At 40.3% G+C, this 14644-nt stretch carries 12 protein-coding genes and 1 tRNA gene; 8 read left to right on the forward strand and 5 right to left on the reverse strand.

All coding sequences use genetic code 11. The features are described 5' to 3' along the window. Positions 1-8: 8 nt before the first annotated feature. On the reverse strand, positions 9-1466 hold the full coding sequence (locus FTV25_RS03875; protein ID WP_180002179.1) for an NAD(P)H-hydrate dehydratase: 1458 nt from the start codon (positions 1464-1466) through the stop codon (positions 9-11). A gap of 23 nt (positions 1467-1489) precedes the next feature. On the opposite strand from FTV25_RS03875, the gene queG reads away from it, so the two are divergent. The 3 genes from queG to bioB all read left to right on the forward strand — a co-directional run bounded on the left by queG (position 1490) and on the right by bioB (position 4050). Then, positions 1490-2584 (forward strand): tRNA epoxyqueuosine(34) reductase QueG, encoded by a 1095-nt coding sequence (queG, locus tag FTV25_RS03880; protein ID WP_180002178.1) that lies wholly within the window; start codon positions 1490-1492, stop codon positions 2582-2584. Positions 2585-2690: 106 nt separating this feature from the next. Then, positions 2691-2909, forward strand: coding sequence for a hypothetical protein (locus FTV25_RS03885; protein ID WP_005236211.1), 219 nt, complete (start codon positions 2691-2693; stop codon positions 2907-2909). Between the two features lie 139 nt (positions 2910-3048). Beyond that, a complete protein-coding gene (bioB, locus tag FTV25_RS03890) occupies positions 3049-4050 on the forward strand; it encodes a biotin synthase BioB (RefSeq protein ID WP_179993091.1) in 1002 nt (333 codons plus the stop codon). Positions 4051-4060: 10 nt separating this feature from the next. Here bioB and FTV25_RS03895 read toward each other — a convergent pair whose 3' ends face one another. Beyond that, positions 4061-4288 carry a hypothetical protein gene (locus FTV25_RS03895; protein WP_125279759.1) on the reverse strand — a complete coding sequence of 76 codons (228 nt, stop codon included), beginning with the start codon at positions 4286-4288 and terminating at the stop codon, positions 4061-4063. Between the two features lie 1043 nt (positions 4289-5331). Between FTV25_RS03895 and FTV25_RS03900 the strand changes: the two genes are divergently transcribed. Next, the gene (locus FTV25_RS03900; RefSeq protein ID WP_180002177.1) at positions 5332-6513 is read left to right on the forward strand and encodes a transcriptional regulator; all 1182 of its coding nucleotides are present in this window, start codon (positions 5332-5334) and stop codon (positions 6511-6513) included. A 722-nt stretch (positions 6514-7235) separates the two neighbouring features. On the opposite strand, the gene FTV25_RS03905 is transcribed toward FTV25_RS03900, so the two are convergent. Then, positions 7236-7312 (reverse strand) — tRNA-Ile (locus FTV25_RS03905). Positions 7313-8110: 798 nt separating this feature from the next. Here FTV25_RS03905 and FTV25_RS03910 point away from each other — a divergent pair. Both FTV25_RS03910 and FTV25_RS03915 read left to right on the forward strand, forming a co-directional pair. After that, positions 8111-8665: a 1-acyl-sn-glycerol-3-phosphate acyltransferase gene (locus FTV25_RS03910; RefSeq protein ID WP_180002176.1), complete on the forward strand. Its 555-nt coding sequence runs from the start codon at positions 8111-8113 to the stop codon at positions 8663-8665. Positions 8666-8908: 243 nt separating this feature from the next. Further along, positions 8909-9658, forward strand: coding sequence for a YebC/PmpR family DNA-binding transcriptional regulator (locus FTV25_RS03915; RefSeq protein ID WP_004784089.1), 750 nt, complete (start codon positions 8909-8911; stop codon positions 9656-9658). A 66-nt stretch (positions 9659-9724) separates the two neighbouring features. Here the strand turns inward: FTV25_RS03915 and FTV25_RS03920 are convergent, their stop codons facing one another. Next, on the reverse strand, positions 9725-10195 hold the full coding sequence (locus FTV25_RS03920) for an Lrp/AsnC family transcriptional regulator (protein WP_004784091.1): 471 nt from the start codon (positions 10193-10195) through the stop codon (positions 9725-9727). Between the two features lie 362 nt (positions 10196-10557). Between FTV25_RS03920 and FTV25_RS03925 the strand changes: the two genes are divergently transcribed. Then, complete coding sequence (locus FTV25_RS03925; RefSeq protein WP_180002175.1) at positions 10558-12231, forward strand: hypothetical protein; 1674 nt, start codon at positions 10558-10560, stop codon at positions 12229-12231. A 56-nt stretch (positions 12232-12287) separates the two neighbouring features. Here FTV25_RS03925 and FTV25_RS03930 read toward each other — a convergent pair whose 3' ends face one another. Beyond that, on the reverse strand, positions 12288-13052 hold the full coding sequence (locus FTV25_RS03930) for a glutathione S-transferase family protein (RefSeq protein ID WP_166136146.1): 765 nt from the start codon (positions 13050-13052) through the stop codon (positions 12288-12290). Positions 13053-13433: 381 nt separating this feature from the next. Between FTV25_RS03930 and FTV25_RS03935 the strand changes: the two genes are divergently transcribed. Beyond that, positions 13434-14636, forward strand: a complete 1203-nt coding sequence (locus tag FTV25_RS03935) for an SfnB family sulfur acquisition oxidoreductase (protein ID WP_180002174.1) — start codon at positions 13434-13436, stop codon at positions 14634-14636. Positions 14637-14644 lie beyond the last annotated feature (8 nt).

The following is a 14644-nucleotide window of genomic DNA, read 5'->3' on the forward strand; positions in this document are numbered from 1 at the left end:
TATTTTCCTTAGTGGTTCACAACCTGGTAAATGGCATGTTTCATATCTTGTGCCTGCAAGCCGCGCTCCCCATTTTTTGCCAGCAAATCGCCTGCAAGTGCGTGCAAAGTTACGATCTCATGTAAATGAATGGCATCTTTAAATTGGGCTTTCAAACTTGCGATCATGCCAGCAAGTACATCTCCCATTCCTCCGGTTCCCATACCGGCATTGCCTGCGGTACAGATGAAAAGAGCATCTTCTAAAATCAGGCTACCTGAACCTTTGAGCACCCATTGTCCCTGATATTTTTGCTGGAGCTGTTGAATTGCCTGAATACGATCTGCTTCGACTTCTGATGCTTTCATTTCTAACAAAGTAGCCGCTTCACCCGGATGTGGTGTTGCATAAGTATGGGCATTCAACTTTTGTGGTGATTTTGCCAGAAACCACAAGGCGTCTGCATCGAGAACTGTCTCCAGTTCTGATTGCTGAATCAGGTCAAACCAGTATTTATATTGCTGTTCAGCCCAAGTATCTCGTCCTAACCCCATACCAAAACAGACAGCATCCACATGACGAACTAAAGCTTGGCGTTGCTCAGCATCTAGCGCATTAATATCACGCAGCATGATATTCGGAGCACGTGACAAAATGGCAGTATGATGTTTGGTATCACAAACCACAGTGACCTTACCTGCACCGGCAGCAAAGGCTGCCTCAGCTGCCATAATGACCGCACCGCCCATATCGGCATGCCCCCCAATTACGAGCACATGCCCATAACTGCCCTTATGTCCAAAAGCTTCACGTTTAGGCAGATGAATTTGAGTCGAGGAAATTTGAGCTATCGGCACAAGTTCAGCATCGGGAGGAATAACCGAGATGACCTCTACCTTGCCGGCATATTCTTTGCCTCGTCCGGTAAATAGTCCCGCCTTTAAACCTAAAACAGTAAAACTATGATCTGCCTTAATGGCAACCGGCAAAGACTGGCCTGTATTGGCATGCAGTCCGCTTGGAATATCCACTGCAATTTTAAGACCTTGCTGGGCATTAATGCTTTGAATAATCTGTTGCCAATTTTCATTCAGATCACGGTTCAAGCCGATCCCAAATAAGGCATCAATATAGACATCATATTGTTTCTGAAAATTAAAACCTGAATAAGTGGGTATACCGATTTGCTGAGTTTCCCGGATTGCTTGAGCCAGATCCTGTGATGGATCGGGTTCTGCTGCATAAATATCTATTTCAAAACCGGCCTGTTTTAAATATTTACCTATCAGATAACCATCACCGGCATTATTACCCTGACCGCAACACACAGCGATTCGGGTCAATTGCTGTTGTTCCAACAAAGGGATGAGTCGCTGCGCAATCGACCATGCTACCTGTTGCATCAAACCATAAGAACTATTTTGCTTGCCAAACCAGCGCTGCTCCCATGCTTGTATATTGCGGCTATGATAAACTTGCTGCTGCATTTCTTATTTCCTGTTTCTGGTTTATGACAACACCCGATTCCCAAGCGCAAATCCAAGTTTATCAACAAGATCCCCATGAACTGAAAGCGTGGATCAAAGCGCAGGCACGAGAACTGGGTTTTTCTGATTGTGTCATTGCCCAACCGGATGCTCAAGCAGAATTAGTCCGCTTGCAGGAATATTTAGACCGCGGCTATCACGGTGATATGAAGTTTTTGGAAGAAAATCTGGAAAAACGTGCCGATCCCACACTGCTTATTCCCAATACCAAATCCGTGATCTGTGTACGAATGGATTATCTGGTCGACCTTCCAGAACCGCGTCTAGTGCCCTATGCACCAAATTCTGCGATTATTGCCCGTTATGCCCGTGGTCGTGACTATCATAAGACCATGCGCGGGCGCCTAAAAATGCTGGCTTCTAAAATTCGGGAAAAAGTCGGTGAATTTGAATCCCGCCCCTTTGCAGACTCTGCTCCTGTATTTGAAAAATCCCTGGCCGAAAGTGCGGGCATGGGCTGGACCGGTAAACATACTTTATTAATCCATAAAAAATCCGGGTCTTTCTTTGTTTTAGGTGAGCTGTTTAGCTCACTGGAACTGCCCTTTGATGAGCCTGCAAGCAAACATTGTGGTTCATGCACAGCCTGTATTGATATTTGCCCGACACAGGCTATTGTTGAACCGTATATGCTGGATGCACGTCGTTGTATTGCTTATTTAACCATTGAGTATAAAGGGATCATTCCAGAGGAGTTACGTCGAGGGATTGGTAACCGGGTCTTCGGTTGCGATGATTGTCAGTTGATTTGTCCGTGGAACAGCTTTGCTCAAAAAACTAATATTGAAGATTTTCACCCCCGACATGGACTGGATCAAGTGAGTTTACTGGATCTCTGGCAATGGGATGAAGCTACATTTTTAAGCTCAACTGAAGGCAGTCCATTACGCCGTACCGGCTATCAGAGCTTTATACGCAATATTGCGATCGGCTTGGGTAATGCGCCTTTTGATCCACAGATTGTCCAGGCATTACAAGCTCAGCAGAATCAACATGATGAGATTGTACAAGTTCATATTGACTGGGCCATACAGGAACAACTGGCAAAATCCCGGTAATTTTCAATTTTTACTTCGGTTCACATTTTCTCGTCAAAGCCTTACACAGTTACTGTGCAAGCTATGGCATAAAGGAAAAAGAATAGAAATAAAGCCGGAGGTGGATATGCAAAAGTCATCTGATACACAACATCAAAATCAGGAACAGCTTGAAGAGTTGCAACATCAACACCAGAAGCAGCAACAACAGCAACAGCAGCAGTCACAACATGGCCCGCTTGGCTCTCCAAAAAATAACCAGCACGAACAAGATGAACGTGTATTAAACAAGCAACATCGTAGTGATTTACAAAACCAGAATATTCACGGAAATCATCGTGAATAAACTCCGATCAAGAGTTCAACTACAAAGCTCACCTTGTGTGGGTTTTGTTTTTTCTATAAGGTCATATTTTGCTAATGAAGATGGCGATACTTTTACTTAAGATGGAGCCTGATAAATAAATATGAACAAGGATGGACAGATGAACAGTATTGATCCGATACGTAATGATTGGTCTCGTGCAGAAATTGAGGCCCTGTATCAACAACCTTTAATGGATTTGCTCTTTCAGGCTCAACAGGTTCATCGTCAATATTTTGATGCCAATGCCGTTCAGGTCAGTACCCTGCTCTCTATTAAAACCGGTAAATGCCCAGAAGATTGCAAATACTGTTCTCAGTCCGCACATTATGACTCCAAACTCGAAGCGGAAAAACGAATCGCAGTAGAAAAAGTAATTCAGGAAGCAAAAGAAGCTCTTGCCTCTGGCAGTTCACGTTTCTGTATGGGAGCAGCGTGGCGTAATCCGCATGAACGTGATATGCCTTATGTACTGGACATGGTACGTGAAGTCAAAGCACTGGGACTCGAAACTTGTATGACTTTAGGCATGCTGAATGCCTCACAGGCAGAACGCCTGAAAGATGCAGGACTGGATTATTACAACCACAATCTGGATACGTCACGTGAATACTATTCACATATTATCAGTACCCGCAGTTTTGATGACCGATTGGATACACTGGATCATGTGCGTCAAGCGGGTTTAAAAGTGTGTAGTGGTGGCATTGTCGGCTTAGGTGAAAGTCGTAATGACCGGATCGGTTTATTGTTTGAGCTTTCTACCCTTCCAATTCATCCGGAATCTGTGCCTATCAATATGCTGGTGCCAATCGAAGGCACACCGATGGCAGATGTTGAAAAACTGGATGTGATTGAATGGATTCGAACTATTGCAGTGGCCCGCATTCTGATGCCAAAAAGTTATATTCGTCTTTCGGCAGGCCGTGAATCACTGACTGACTCAGATCAGGCATTAGCATTTATGGCGGGTGCCAACTCGATTTTCTCAGGCGAAAAACTGCTAACGACTCCAAATACAGCCAAAGGTCGTGACCAGCAGCTCTTTGAAAAATTGGGACTGGTAGCAGAACAACCTAAGCCAAGCATCCGCGCATTGGCGACTGATGCAATGGCAAGTTAATTGAAATAATTCAAGATGCTGAAAAGTTATGTGCAGTAATTAAAATGCCATAACTGGCATTGAGATAATCACCGATCCGGATCTGGTCTGTTCCATTGGCATGATGTACGACCAGTTCCTGCGTCAGTGCATCAAAACTAAAAGAGTCATAACAGTCCTGATGCAGGCTTAACCAGTGTAAAGTGTCAGCCAGATTTTCATCTACAATATAGGTTTTGGCATGGAAATCTTTGCTCATTTAAGCCTTCTCATCATGTGGTACTGGTAATGATTTTAATGGATATGAGTTTAGATTAAATATAATGGATATAAAAAAGTGAGCATATCGCTCACTTTTTCTTGCAGTATTTTTTAATCTCTTTGGGTACCACATTTGCGGCATTCCCAATCTGCCCCAATTTCCTCCATTTGCTGGTATTCATAAATGTGCAGACAAAATATTTTTTTTAATAATTGAAGCATTGCTAAAACTCCTGTAATTATTTTTTATCAGCTTCCTGATCTTTCTTCCTGAAACATCCATGATTTTTGGTTTAAAAATCATATTATATTTATTAACATATTTTTACATTCTGTCAAATACACTTCGTCTGCTTTTTAAAGTTTTCTTTCTATTCAAATATCATCATTTCATAGGTTACTGATTTATAGAAGTTATCTTTAATCAATAAGGTTTTTACAAGACAATAAATTGAACTTTAAACTATTCTATAGGCTATATAACGCCTGATTCAGTCAATATCAGGCTTAGAGAGATTCGAAAAAAACTGAAGATAGATTCAGGCTTTCTATAAATTCGTTCAAATAATTTTGCCGGCATCATTACAGTGCAGCTAACTACTAGCCAGTATTTAATGCTTTTAGAAATTCCTTAAATTTTCTATATAAAATTGAAATTTGAAAGCTGCTTTTTAGTTTGAAAAAGATCATAAAAAAGTGAACCAGAATCTGCTTTAGTACTTACTAAGAAGAAATGATCAAAATATTTTTCGCCTTTACTTAGAATGATCTATTACCCACTAAAAGATTTTTCTAATAAATTTTTAGACTAAGCGAATTCGGATCAATATCATGCATATCTATTTCCTTAGCCTATTTTAATGTGATGAAATTGCATCTACAGCTATGGTATAAGGTACTTTTTCACACCATTAGATTAATATAATCGTCATAAAGTTAGAAAAGATTTGAAATACGACAGGTTTACATTTCTTTTGATTCTTCATAAAAACAATAATAATTACAATGGGTGTAAATCATGAATTATTGTGAGAATAAGGAATGATGACAGAGCAAAATCTGATACTACACAGACAAAAAATTGATCAGCTACGCCAAAGCAGTAGTTTGTCGCTATCTCATGCTGCACAACTAGAACAGAGCATTGTCAGTTCATGGCAGCGCTCGTCTGTAGCTCATATCCCCAAAGATCGTTTAGCTGCCCCACTCCTCGATCTCAAGAAAGTGCGTTCACCCTCAACTTTAAGTCATGCTTTGCAATATTGCGCTGAGAACCTTAAACACATTGCCGAACAGTCTTCTATGGTATTAGCTCTAGGAGATGTAGGTAGCACTGTAGTGTGGACAGCATCCAGTCCTGAAATGCGTAAGGTGGCTGAAAATGTGCATCTCATTGAAGGTGGTCAGTGGCGTGAAGAACTGGTTGGCACCAATGCTCTCGCGCTGTCGATCAAAACCCAACAGTCTAGCTGTGTGTTTTCTAGCGAACATTACATGCCATCGGTCCAAGATATGGCCTGTTATGCTGCACCCATTATTGATCCGTATTCCAAACACATTCTGGGTGTAATTGCCTTGTCCACTGAATGGCAAAAGCATAATAGTTTTGGACTACTGGCAGCAGAACGCTGTGCCTCCATTATTCAATCTGCTTTATTGGAATCACAAAGACAGCATTTATATATTCGTGCCTTTTCTGTCCCGCAGGTCATTTTTAATGGTAAAGCTCTAACAATTACGCCACGTCAGACTGAAATTCTTGCGATTTTAGCTTTATGTCCACAAGGTTTAAGTCTGGATAATCTGCATCAGGCCCTCTATGGCGAACGCAAAGTGAGTATGGGCACCTTAAAAGCAGAAATGTCACAACTTAGAGATCTATTAGGTGGCATGCTGGGTTCACGGCCTTATCGTATACTCGCTCATGTAGAAGCTGATTTCCTGCAAACAGAACAGTCTCTGGATGCCGGTTATATCGATTCTGCTTTGAAACTATATACAGGTGTATTCTTGGCAAAGACTGAAAGTCCATTTCTATGTGCTTGGCGGAATTGTCTGGAACTACGACTCAGTGATGCTATTTTTAAAGCCAATGAAACGGATATATTGCTTAAACATGTAGCACGTTTCCCAGAAGCAATTGATGCAGTAAAACGCTTAATTGAACTGATGCCAAAGAGTCAGTCAGTGCATCAGGTATTACTTAAAGTTCAGAAACTTTAAATATTAGACTTTATTTAATTTTAATTTTTAAACTTGTAATAAATTTCAATTGAACTAAAAATTAAAAATCCTAAAGAACCTTAACACTATAATTTTTATATATTTCCATTTAATAAATTGAGGACAGAAATCACTTATAGCAAGATATATGATTCTATTCTAAAATAAAAATATTTAGTTCCTGTTTTGAGCTCATTAAAATTTTGAAAAAAGAACAACGCCTGCTCCTTATCCTCTCAAGGATTTAGGATAAGCCAAAAGCTCGTATGGGGATACGTTTTCTTGGCCCGCTTTCAAAAAGCGTGAGCAGGGTTGTAAAAAAATGTAAGTCCATCGAGTGGAGAGTTGACTTACATAGAGGCTTACAGCGCCGTTTTAAAGATTTTGACTACTTGTGTATCTCTATTTTTATAAAATAAACATAAGGGATAAGTAAACCGTTTTTTTAATCTGTAATTTCCTTAAAAGCTATGGTTTGATTCCTTCTACCATTTCTCTATTATTACTAGGGGCTCTCACCGTAATAGAAGTATGGAATAAATCTATAGAGAAGACTACCTACCAAAATCCTACCTTTTATGAAGTTATTCTATTTCCTATATAGACGGAAAATATACATGGCTCTGCTTCTATGCTTTATTTTAATTAATTACATAGTGCTTACATAGAATCTGGAATTAAAAAAGCACCTAGAAGTAATGCTTCTAAGTGCTTGATAAATTTGGTGGGCCCAGACAGACTTGAACTGTCGACCAACGGATTATGAGTCCGCTGCTCTAACCAACTGAGCTATAGGCCCTATATAGACTGAATTTGTTATATTTCAACTAGTTCAGGCGCATTGAATACTAGCCAAGATTAGATCAAAAAACAAGTACTTTTCTTGCTGCTTGCACACTTAGCCAGCAACCATTTTTTATCCTTAATAACTGCCCTGTTTAGGATTTAAGACTTCAGTCTAATTTGAGTTAGCAAAGCCCTAATATGACATCTATATTTTCTATCTAAAATAAAGAGAGCTACGCTAATTATTCGAATATCAAATCGATAAATTGATCGCTTTTACGTCTCAATATATCCATAATCAATAAAAATACCAACTATTATATATGGAAATATAATCACAGGAAATATTCTTTAAAAATCTATAAAGGCTAAAATTCTGATTCCAATTTCTCGTCTTTACGCAAATCCATATAGATTTCGATTAAAGACCATACAATAACCAGTGCTAAAAGAAGCATTGAGAACATGAAAGCTGTAATATACGTCATAGGTTTCAATCTCAGAGAGAAAATGACCAGAAAATAGAAAAGACACAATTTCTTCTTTTCTTCGACAAAAGTCTAATAACTAAAATTTGTGCTGGATAGTCATTTTTTCATCATTTTAAGACTTATTTTATATAAGACGATATTTCCTAAGGATTATTAAGTATTTATTTATATCTTTCAGGTCTTAAAAAACTATTTAATATACATTTTTAATTTTGGATTTTTTATATTATTAATGAATTTTAATTAAAGCCTATTGACTGTGAATAAGAACAGGAAGAAATTATGCAGTTCATACCGTTAGCTCTTATTTCTTTCTACTTATGCTAAACAAATTTATTGGCGAATCTGCATTTAAACTTGCCGGTTGGCAATATCATGTCGAACCCGATGTACTCGAAGATAAACAGGTCATTGTCGGATTTGAACATACATCCATGATGGATGCAGTTCTATCTTTGGCACTCTTTAAAATGTATGACATCAAAATTCATACCCTGATCAAGAAAGAACTGTTCAAAGGCCCAATGAAACCAATTCTGGAAGCCATGGGTGGTATCGCGGTCGACCGTAAAGCCAATAAAGATATTGTCAGTATAATGGTTGAACATTTTCAGAATAATGAAAAATTCAATCTGGTGATCGCACCTGAAGCCACCCGTGCCAAAAATGGTGAAGCGCGTAAACCGATCCGTACCGGTTTCTGGCATATTGCCAAAGCTGCCAATGTGCCAATTGTGCTTATGTACGCCAATTCCAAGACCAAGCAAGGCGGGATTTTTGGCAAAATCTACCCGACTGATCTCGCGCATGATCTGGCTTTAATCAAGCAGCTCTATAAAGAGAATGTTGGTCTGGATATCATTATCCCGGAATAAACTTTCCATAAAAGGGCTTGAGAATAATGTTTCACCTGCCCTTTTATTATTTAGGCATTTTCTCAGCAAACATTTTCTTAAGTTTTTATTTACATTTATTGCTTTGCCTTTCTATTTTATTGCCTATTTTTTTGGCATTATCATTAAATCTCAAATCCAGACTCTTTTTTCAAAAAAAGAGCTTATGGTAGAATCGGCGCAATTCGATAGGCATACAGCCAATCTACAAGGAGCATATTTCGCATGGCGGGTCATTCCAAGTGGGCCAATATTAAGCATCGTAAAGCAAAACAAGATGCCAGTCGTGGTAAGTTGTTTACCAAATACATTCGTGAATTAACAACTGCTGCCAAACTCGGTGGCGCTGATGCGGGTAGTAATCCTCGTCTACGTGCTGTTGTAGAAAAAGCATTATCTGTAAACATGACACGTGATGTGATCAACCGTGCAATTCAGCGTGGTGCCGGTGGTGAAGATAACGATGATCTGAAAGAAGTAACCTATGAAGGTTATGGCGTAGGCGGCGTTGCGGTTATTGTTGAAACCATGACAGATAACCTGAACCGTACGGTTCCTGATGTACGTCACTGCTTTACTAAAACTGATGGTAACCTCGGTACCAACGGTTCAGTATCCTTCCTATTCACTAAACGTGGCGAAATTACTTTTGAAGATGTGTCTTTAGAAGATCAAATCATGGAAGTGGCGCTTGAAGCGGGTGCTGAAGACATCGAAGTGGATGAAGATGAAATCCTGGTGATCACTACGCCTGAAAGCTTCGGTACAGTACAAGATGCTTTAGCTGCTGCAGGTTTAAAATCTGATAACGCTGAAGTGGTGATGAGCCCGTCTACCAAAGCTGAAATCACAGATATCGACCAAGCGAAAAAAATCATGAAAATGATCGATATGCTTGAAGACCTAGACGATGTTCAAAACGTTTATACCAACGTTGAATTCTCTGATGAAGTTTTAGCGCAACTCGATGCCTAATCTTCTATGAGATCAAAACGCACCTTCGGGTGCGTTTTTTATATGTGTTAAAAAATGCCTGGAATTTTAAACCTTATTTAAAAGACCACTACAGTTAAAAACATTATATTCCTTGATCACAAAGCTGGAATGCAGTGCTACGACATGCTCGATCTTGCCGATTCGGCTTAATAGAATCTGACTATAATTTTCCATATCACGTGCCACAACTTCAACAATAAAATCTGCAGACTGCCCTGTCACCAGGAAAGCGTTAATGACTTCCGGAATATTTTCTAATTCTTCTAAAAATTTGGCAAAAGTATCGCTATCATGCTTGCTTAAGGAAACCTGCAACAGCACATGCAGGCTAAAGCCCAATTTTTGATAATTAATCTCGCGCTTCAAGCCACTGATAATATTATGATCGATCAAATGCTTGATCCTGCGGTGTACCGAACTCACAGATAAATTTACTCTCTCCGAGAGTTCATTCAGATTGACATCTTCATGGGTCAAAATTTCAAGAATGTGCTTATCAAAACGATCTAATTCCATCTTTAATCTCTTGCCATTTTATTCAAATACATCATTGTTTTGCTGATAGTATTGATAAATTTTTCATAAATTACCAGTTATTTGAAAAAAAATGCCAGACCCCTCTCAATGACCAGTTTTAAGTCATGCTTATGGTCATTCGTCGTATAAAACAAATTTTCGATAAACGTCGCTTTTAAATAAATCATTCTTATTTATCACTAAACTATTTATGAATAAAACCTATGGCGCTGATAACTGGATTTTCAAAGCATGATTAATCCAACTTAGATTTACACTTGTATAGAAATTGAATAAGAATTGAGCGGTTTATCTAAAACACACAACAAACATAACAAGATAAAAATTCGCAAGGAACGGTTATGGCTTTTAGTATTCTTAGTTCAATTAAAACTAAACTCAGTCCAGTGCTCACGACAGAGATACAAAATACGAGTTTACTTGGTGGTTTATTGGGTGGCAGTCTTTCTGGCATTATTGGTTCTATTACAGGTTCTACCCCCTCTACCCCTTCCCTAGATTCTCTCTTAAACAGCCTGCTTTCTGGCAAAAGTTTAAATTCCAGTTCCCTCACTGATTTAATTAGCCAATTTACAGGCTCAAATGCTTCTAAACTTGATATCAACAGTTTAATTAGCCAATTAACGAAAGCCAATGGTGGCGGTTTTGACATAGGTTCAATCAGCAATCTGCTTGGCAGTTTAATGGGTGGTAATACATCAACCCTGGATTTAAATGCAGTTATCAAATTGGTCAGCGGATTGATGGGTGGCAGTACTGGTAATCTAGATCTTAGTAAAATTGCTGAACTGGCTGGCAACTTATTGCAAGGTGGCGACCTTGATCTTACCCAAATCACTCAACTGCTGAGTGGACTGATTGGAGGTACTGCTGGTCTTGGCGGAACAGACATTGGGGTCATCGTCGGTATCGTCAGTGGTCTCATTCAAGGTGGTGATATTGATATCGCACAAATTGCTGAACTGGTTAGTGGCTTAATTGGTGGTTCTGGCGGACTTGGCGATGTAGATATTGGTCAAATTGCCAATCTAGTCGGTGGTCTCATCAGTGGCAATGCCGCTAGTGATCTCGACATCGGTGCAATTGTTGACTTGATCAGCGGATTGATCGGTGGCTCAACAGGTAGTTTAGATACCAGTTCAGTCAATCTGTTAGCCAGTAACTTAATAAGCAATGCAAGCAGTGACCTTGATATCGGTGCTATTACCAATTTGCTCAGTGGTCTAATCAGCAATTCAGGCAAAATCGATACGGGCACCATTGCGCAAACTGTAACGCAAAGCCTGATGCCACTGCTTGCATCGATTGATACAGGTAACTCATCCATTGATATGGAGCAGCTTACCCAAGTTTTACCAACAGTGGTTGGTAGTGTGACTACATTGGTATCTGCAATCAGTTCTGCAGGTTCAGGTAATGTGCCAGACACCATCGCAGATGTACTAAAAGGCATCAATCCACTGTTGAATCTATTAGCGAATAGTGACGTTCTTGACGCTGATCAGGCAGAAATCGTGAATTCTCTTTACGATGTCTTGAATGGCGTACAAGTGGTGCTGGATTTTGTGAATAACCCATTACTGCTCACCTTATCCAGCGACCTCAACAATGTGATTACAGCACTAAAACCAGTGATTGCGCTGATTGATAGCGAAGGTCAATTCTCGGATCTTCTGGATGGTGTTCAGTTTCCTGAAATTGGCGACCTGCTCGGGTCACTCGGTTCTGGCGTGCCAAGCTTAGAGGGTTTAGGTCTGGATGCATTCACGGATAGTCTTGGCAATTTAGTCGGTAACAACTCGTCCCTACAACTGCCTGATCTTAGCGAATTGATTTCCGGCATTAGTAATACTGATACGGCTACGAATATCAGCATTACTGAAATCCTCCCAACCATTAAAGAAACTATTACCAATATCTCAAGTGGTAGTTCCCTGCCGAAGTTTGACTTTAGCTCACTGCTCAGTGGCTTCAGTAAAACAAGTGATATTGATCAAACCAGCCCTTGGAGTTAATTCTAATCTCATAAAAAAAAGCGCTTTATGCGCGTTTTTTTATTTCATTTTTAATTTTATACACCGCGCCAATCAACACGGGCATTGCGCTCATTACGATACATCTTTTGAATATATTGCCCTAATGGCAACTCAGCCAGATGACTTTGATATTCCCGGTATTCATCCGACATCGATTCAAAGCTTTCCCTCTCCCACGGCGTTCCCGGAATAGCCAATAGAGGGGCCAGAATCGAACAAACCGCAATATCGGCCAGAGAGAAACGCGAACCGACGAGATAAGGTCCTTCTTTTTCCATACGGATCTGATTAAGCTGCTCAACCGAATCCTTGATAAATTGTTTGGACTGTTCCAGTGTTTCTTCAGTCAAGGCATAACCCTTGGTCAAAATGGTTTTTAGCAATGGCTTGGAGAATTTTTCAAACTGGCGCAGATAGCCTTTTTCTCCAATCAGAATATCCATCGATTCATGGTCATGCGATAAAGCCTGAGCCAGCATCCAGCGACGCACATGGCGGCCTAATTCCTGGGTGATTTCATCAATATCTAGTGCCTGCTGACGCAAGCTTGCTTCTGCAGGTAGCAGACGGTGTTCAGGATATTGCTCATCCAGATATAGAGCGATTTTGGTCGAATCCGCAATCCACCGTTCCTGATCACGCAGAATCGGTAAACGGTTTTGTCCAGTTTTCAGGCGGGCAAAGGCACGATGGGCACCCGGCATGAGGTTTTGCGCGACATATTCCAGCTCTTTGTAATCCAGCATCCAGCGTGCCTTTTCACAAAAATGAGAAAGTGGAAACTGGTATAAGATGCGCATAAATTCTCCATGCTTGTTTTTAGGTTAGATCGCATTAAAACCATCTAATTTAGTCGGATACTTTAGTCACCCCAGACTGGAAATACAATGAACTTTTTATTCAAAATAAAGATGTTGCTTATTCAACACGGCGATGAGTATTTTTATACATTTTTTTGTCTTGATTATCTATAAAGCAGATATGCACTGCTTTAAAAACATCTATTAAAATTAAGAAATTATTCAAAATCTATTTAATTTTAATCAGTTACTATATTCCAAATTTATAAGAATCTAGCAGTTTTTATCTTAAAGAGCTTTTTTTATAAGCTTTGCAAAAGCAATTGCTTAATTACATAAAGCTTTCGCTGTAACGTTTTGGCATCGATTTAGGATGTCATTATGTCTCGTTTAACTTCTGAAAAAGTTCATATCATCGAAAATGATCTCGACGCGATTAATGCTGCTTATCAGGTTGCAGACTTTGCCCTGGAAGGCCGTAATCAGCGTGATCAGCAACGTCTATTACCTTTTGCTGAGATTGACCTGTTCAGCCAGAAAGGCCTGGGCGGCATGCGTATTCCGAAACAGTACGGCGGTGCATTTGTTGCCAATAAAACCCTGGCTCATGTATTCCGGATTATTAATAAGGCTGACTCAAGTGTCGGGCAAATTCCGCAGAACCAGATCGCATTACTCAACATGATCGAGATCATGGGCACAGAAGAACAAAAACAGTTTATTTATAACGAAATTCTAAAAGGTAAGCGTCTGGCGAATGGCGGTCCAGAGCGCAATACCAAAGATACCAAGACGCTTGTCACCACTTTAACATTTGAAAATGGCCGCTATTTTGTGGATGGCGAGAAATTCTATTCAACTGGTAGTAGCTTCGCGCACTGGTTAGCGATTAAAGCGATTCATCCAGAAGGCCATGTAGTACTAACCATTGTCGATCGCAATGCTGAAGGTGTGGAAGTGATCGACAATTGGAATGGCTTTGGTCAACGCACGACTTCGAGTGGTACCGTCAAACTTCAGCATGTCGAAGTTGATCCGCTATTGATTTTTGATGAGCGTCTGTTAGGAAATCAACCAAGCTACCGCGGTGCCTATTCCCAATTGATGCAGGTCGCGATTGATGTCGGCATTGCCGAAGCTGCTTTTGCCGATACGCTGACTGCCGTACAAAAAGCACGTCCAATTGTCGATGCTCAAGTCGAAAAAGCCAGCTTAGAACATTATACCCTGCAGGAAGTTGGCAAATCTTCTGTGCTGCTCGATGCCGCGATTTTACTGCTGGATGAAGCCGCTGAATATCTGGATGAACTGGATCAGCTGGAATCTGTGACTGATGAGCAGGCAGCCAAAGCCTCAATTCTAGTGGCTGAAGCCAAGGTCTATGCCAACGATGCTGCGCTACATATCTCGGAAAAATTACTGGAATTGGGTGGAAGTCGCTCCAGCCTCAGTCAGCACAATCTGGATCAGCATTGGCGTAATGCCCGTGTGCATACCTTGCATGACCCGATCCGCTGGAAGCTGCATGCACTTGGGGATTATTACCTAAATCATAAACTCCCTGCCCGCCACGCCTGGATTTAAGGATATTT

It is taken from the genome of Acinetobacter sp. YH12249 (assembly GCF_013417475.1).
Classification (GTDB): Bacteria; Pseudomonadota; Gammaproteobacteria; order Pseudomonadales; family Moraxellaceae; genus Acinetobacter.

Excerpts from the sequence above, each read along its gene's own strand:
- bioB (WP_179993091.1), top strand. The coding sequence starts at position 3,049 with ATGAACAGTATTGATCCGATACGTAATGATTGGTCTCGTGCAGAAATT.
- FTV25_RS03920 (WP_004784091.1), bottom strand. The coding sequence starts at position 10,195 with ATGGAATTAGATCGTTTTGATAAGCACATTCTTGAAATTTTGACCCAT.
- FTV25_RS03895 (WP_125279759.1), bottom strand. The coding sequence starts at position 4,288 with ATGAGCAAAGATTTCCATGCCAAAACCTATATTGTAGATGAAAATCTG.
- FTV25_RS03930 (WP_166136146.1), bottom strand. The coding sequence starts at position 13,052 with ATGCGCATCTTATACCAGTTTCCACTTTCTCATTTTTGTGAAAAGGCA.
- FTV25_RS03885 (WP_005236211.1), top strand. The coding sequence starts at position 2,691 with ATGCAAAAGTCATCTGATACACAACATCAAAATCAGGAACAGCTTGAA.
- queG (WP_180002178.1), top strand. The coding sequence starts at position 1,490 with ATGACAACACCCGATTCCCAAGCGCAAATCCAAGTTTATCAACAAGAT.
- FTV25_RS03900 (WP_180002177.1), top strand. The coding sequence starts at position 5,332 with ATGATGACAGAGCAAAATCTGATACTACACAGACAAAAAATTGATCAG.
- FTV25_RS03935 (WP_180002174.1), top strand. The coding sequence starts at position 13,434 with ATGTCTCGTTTAACTTCTGAAAAAGTTCATATCATCGAAAATGATCTC.
- FTV25_RS03925 (WP_180002175.1), top strand. The coding sequence starts at position 10,558 with ATGGCTTTTAGTATTCTTAGTTCAATTAAAACTAAACTCAGTCCAGTG.
- FTV25_RS03910 (WP_180002176.1), top strand. The coding sequence starts at position 8,111 with ATGCTAAACAAATTTATTGGCGAATCTGCATTTAAACTTGCCGGTTGG.
- FTV25_RS03915 (WP_004784089.1), top strand. The coding sequence starts at position 8,909 with ATGGCGGGTCATTCCAAGTGGGCCAATATTAAGCATCGTAAAGCAAAA.
- FTV25_RS03875 (WP_180002179.1), bottom strand. The coding sequence starts at position 1,466 with ATGCAGCAGCAAGTTTATCATAGCCGCAATATACAAGCATGGGAGCAG.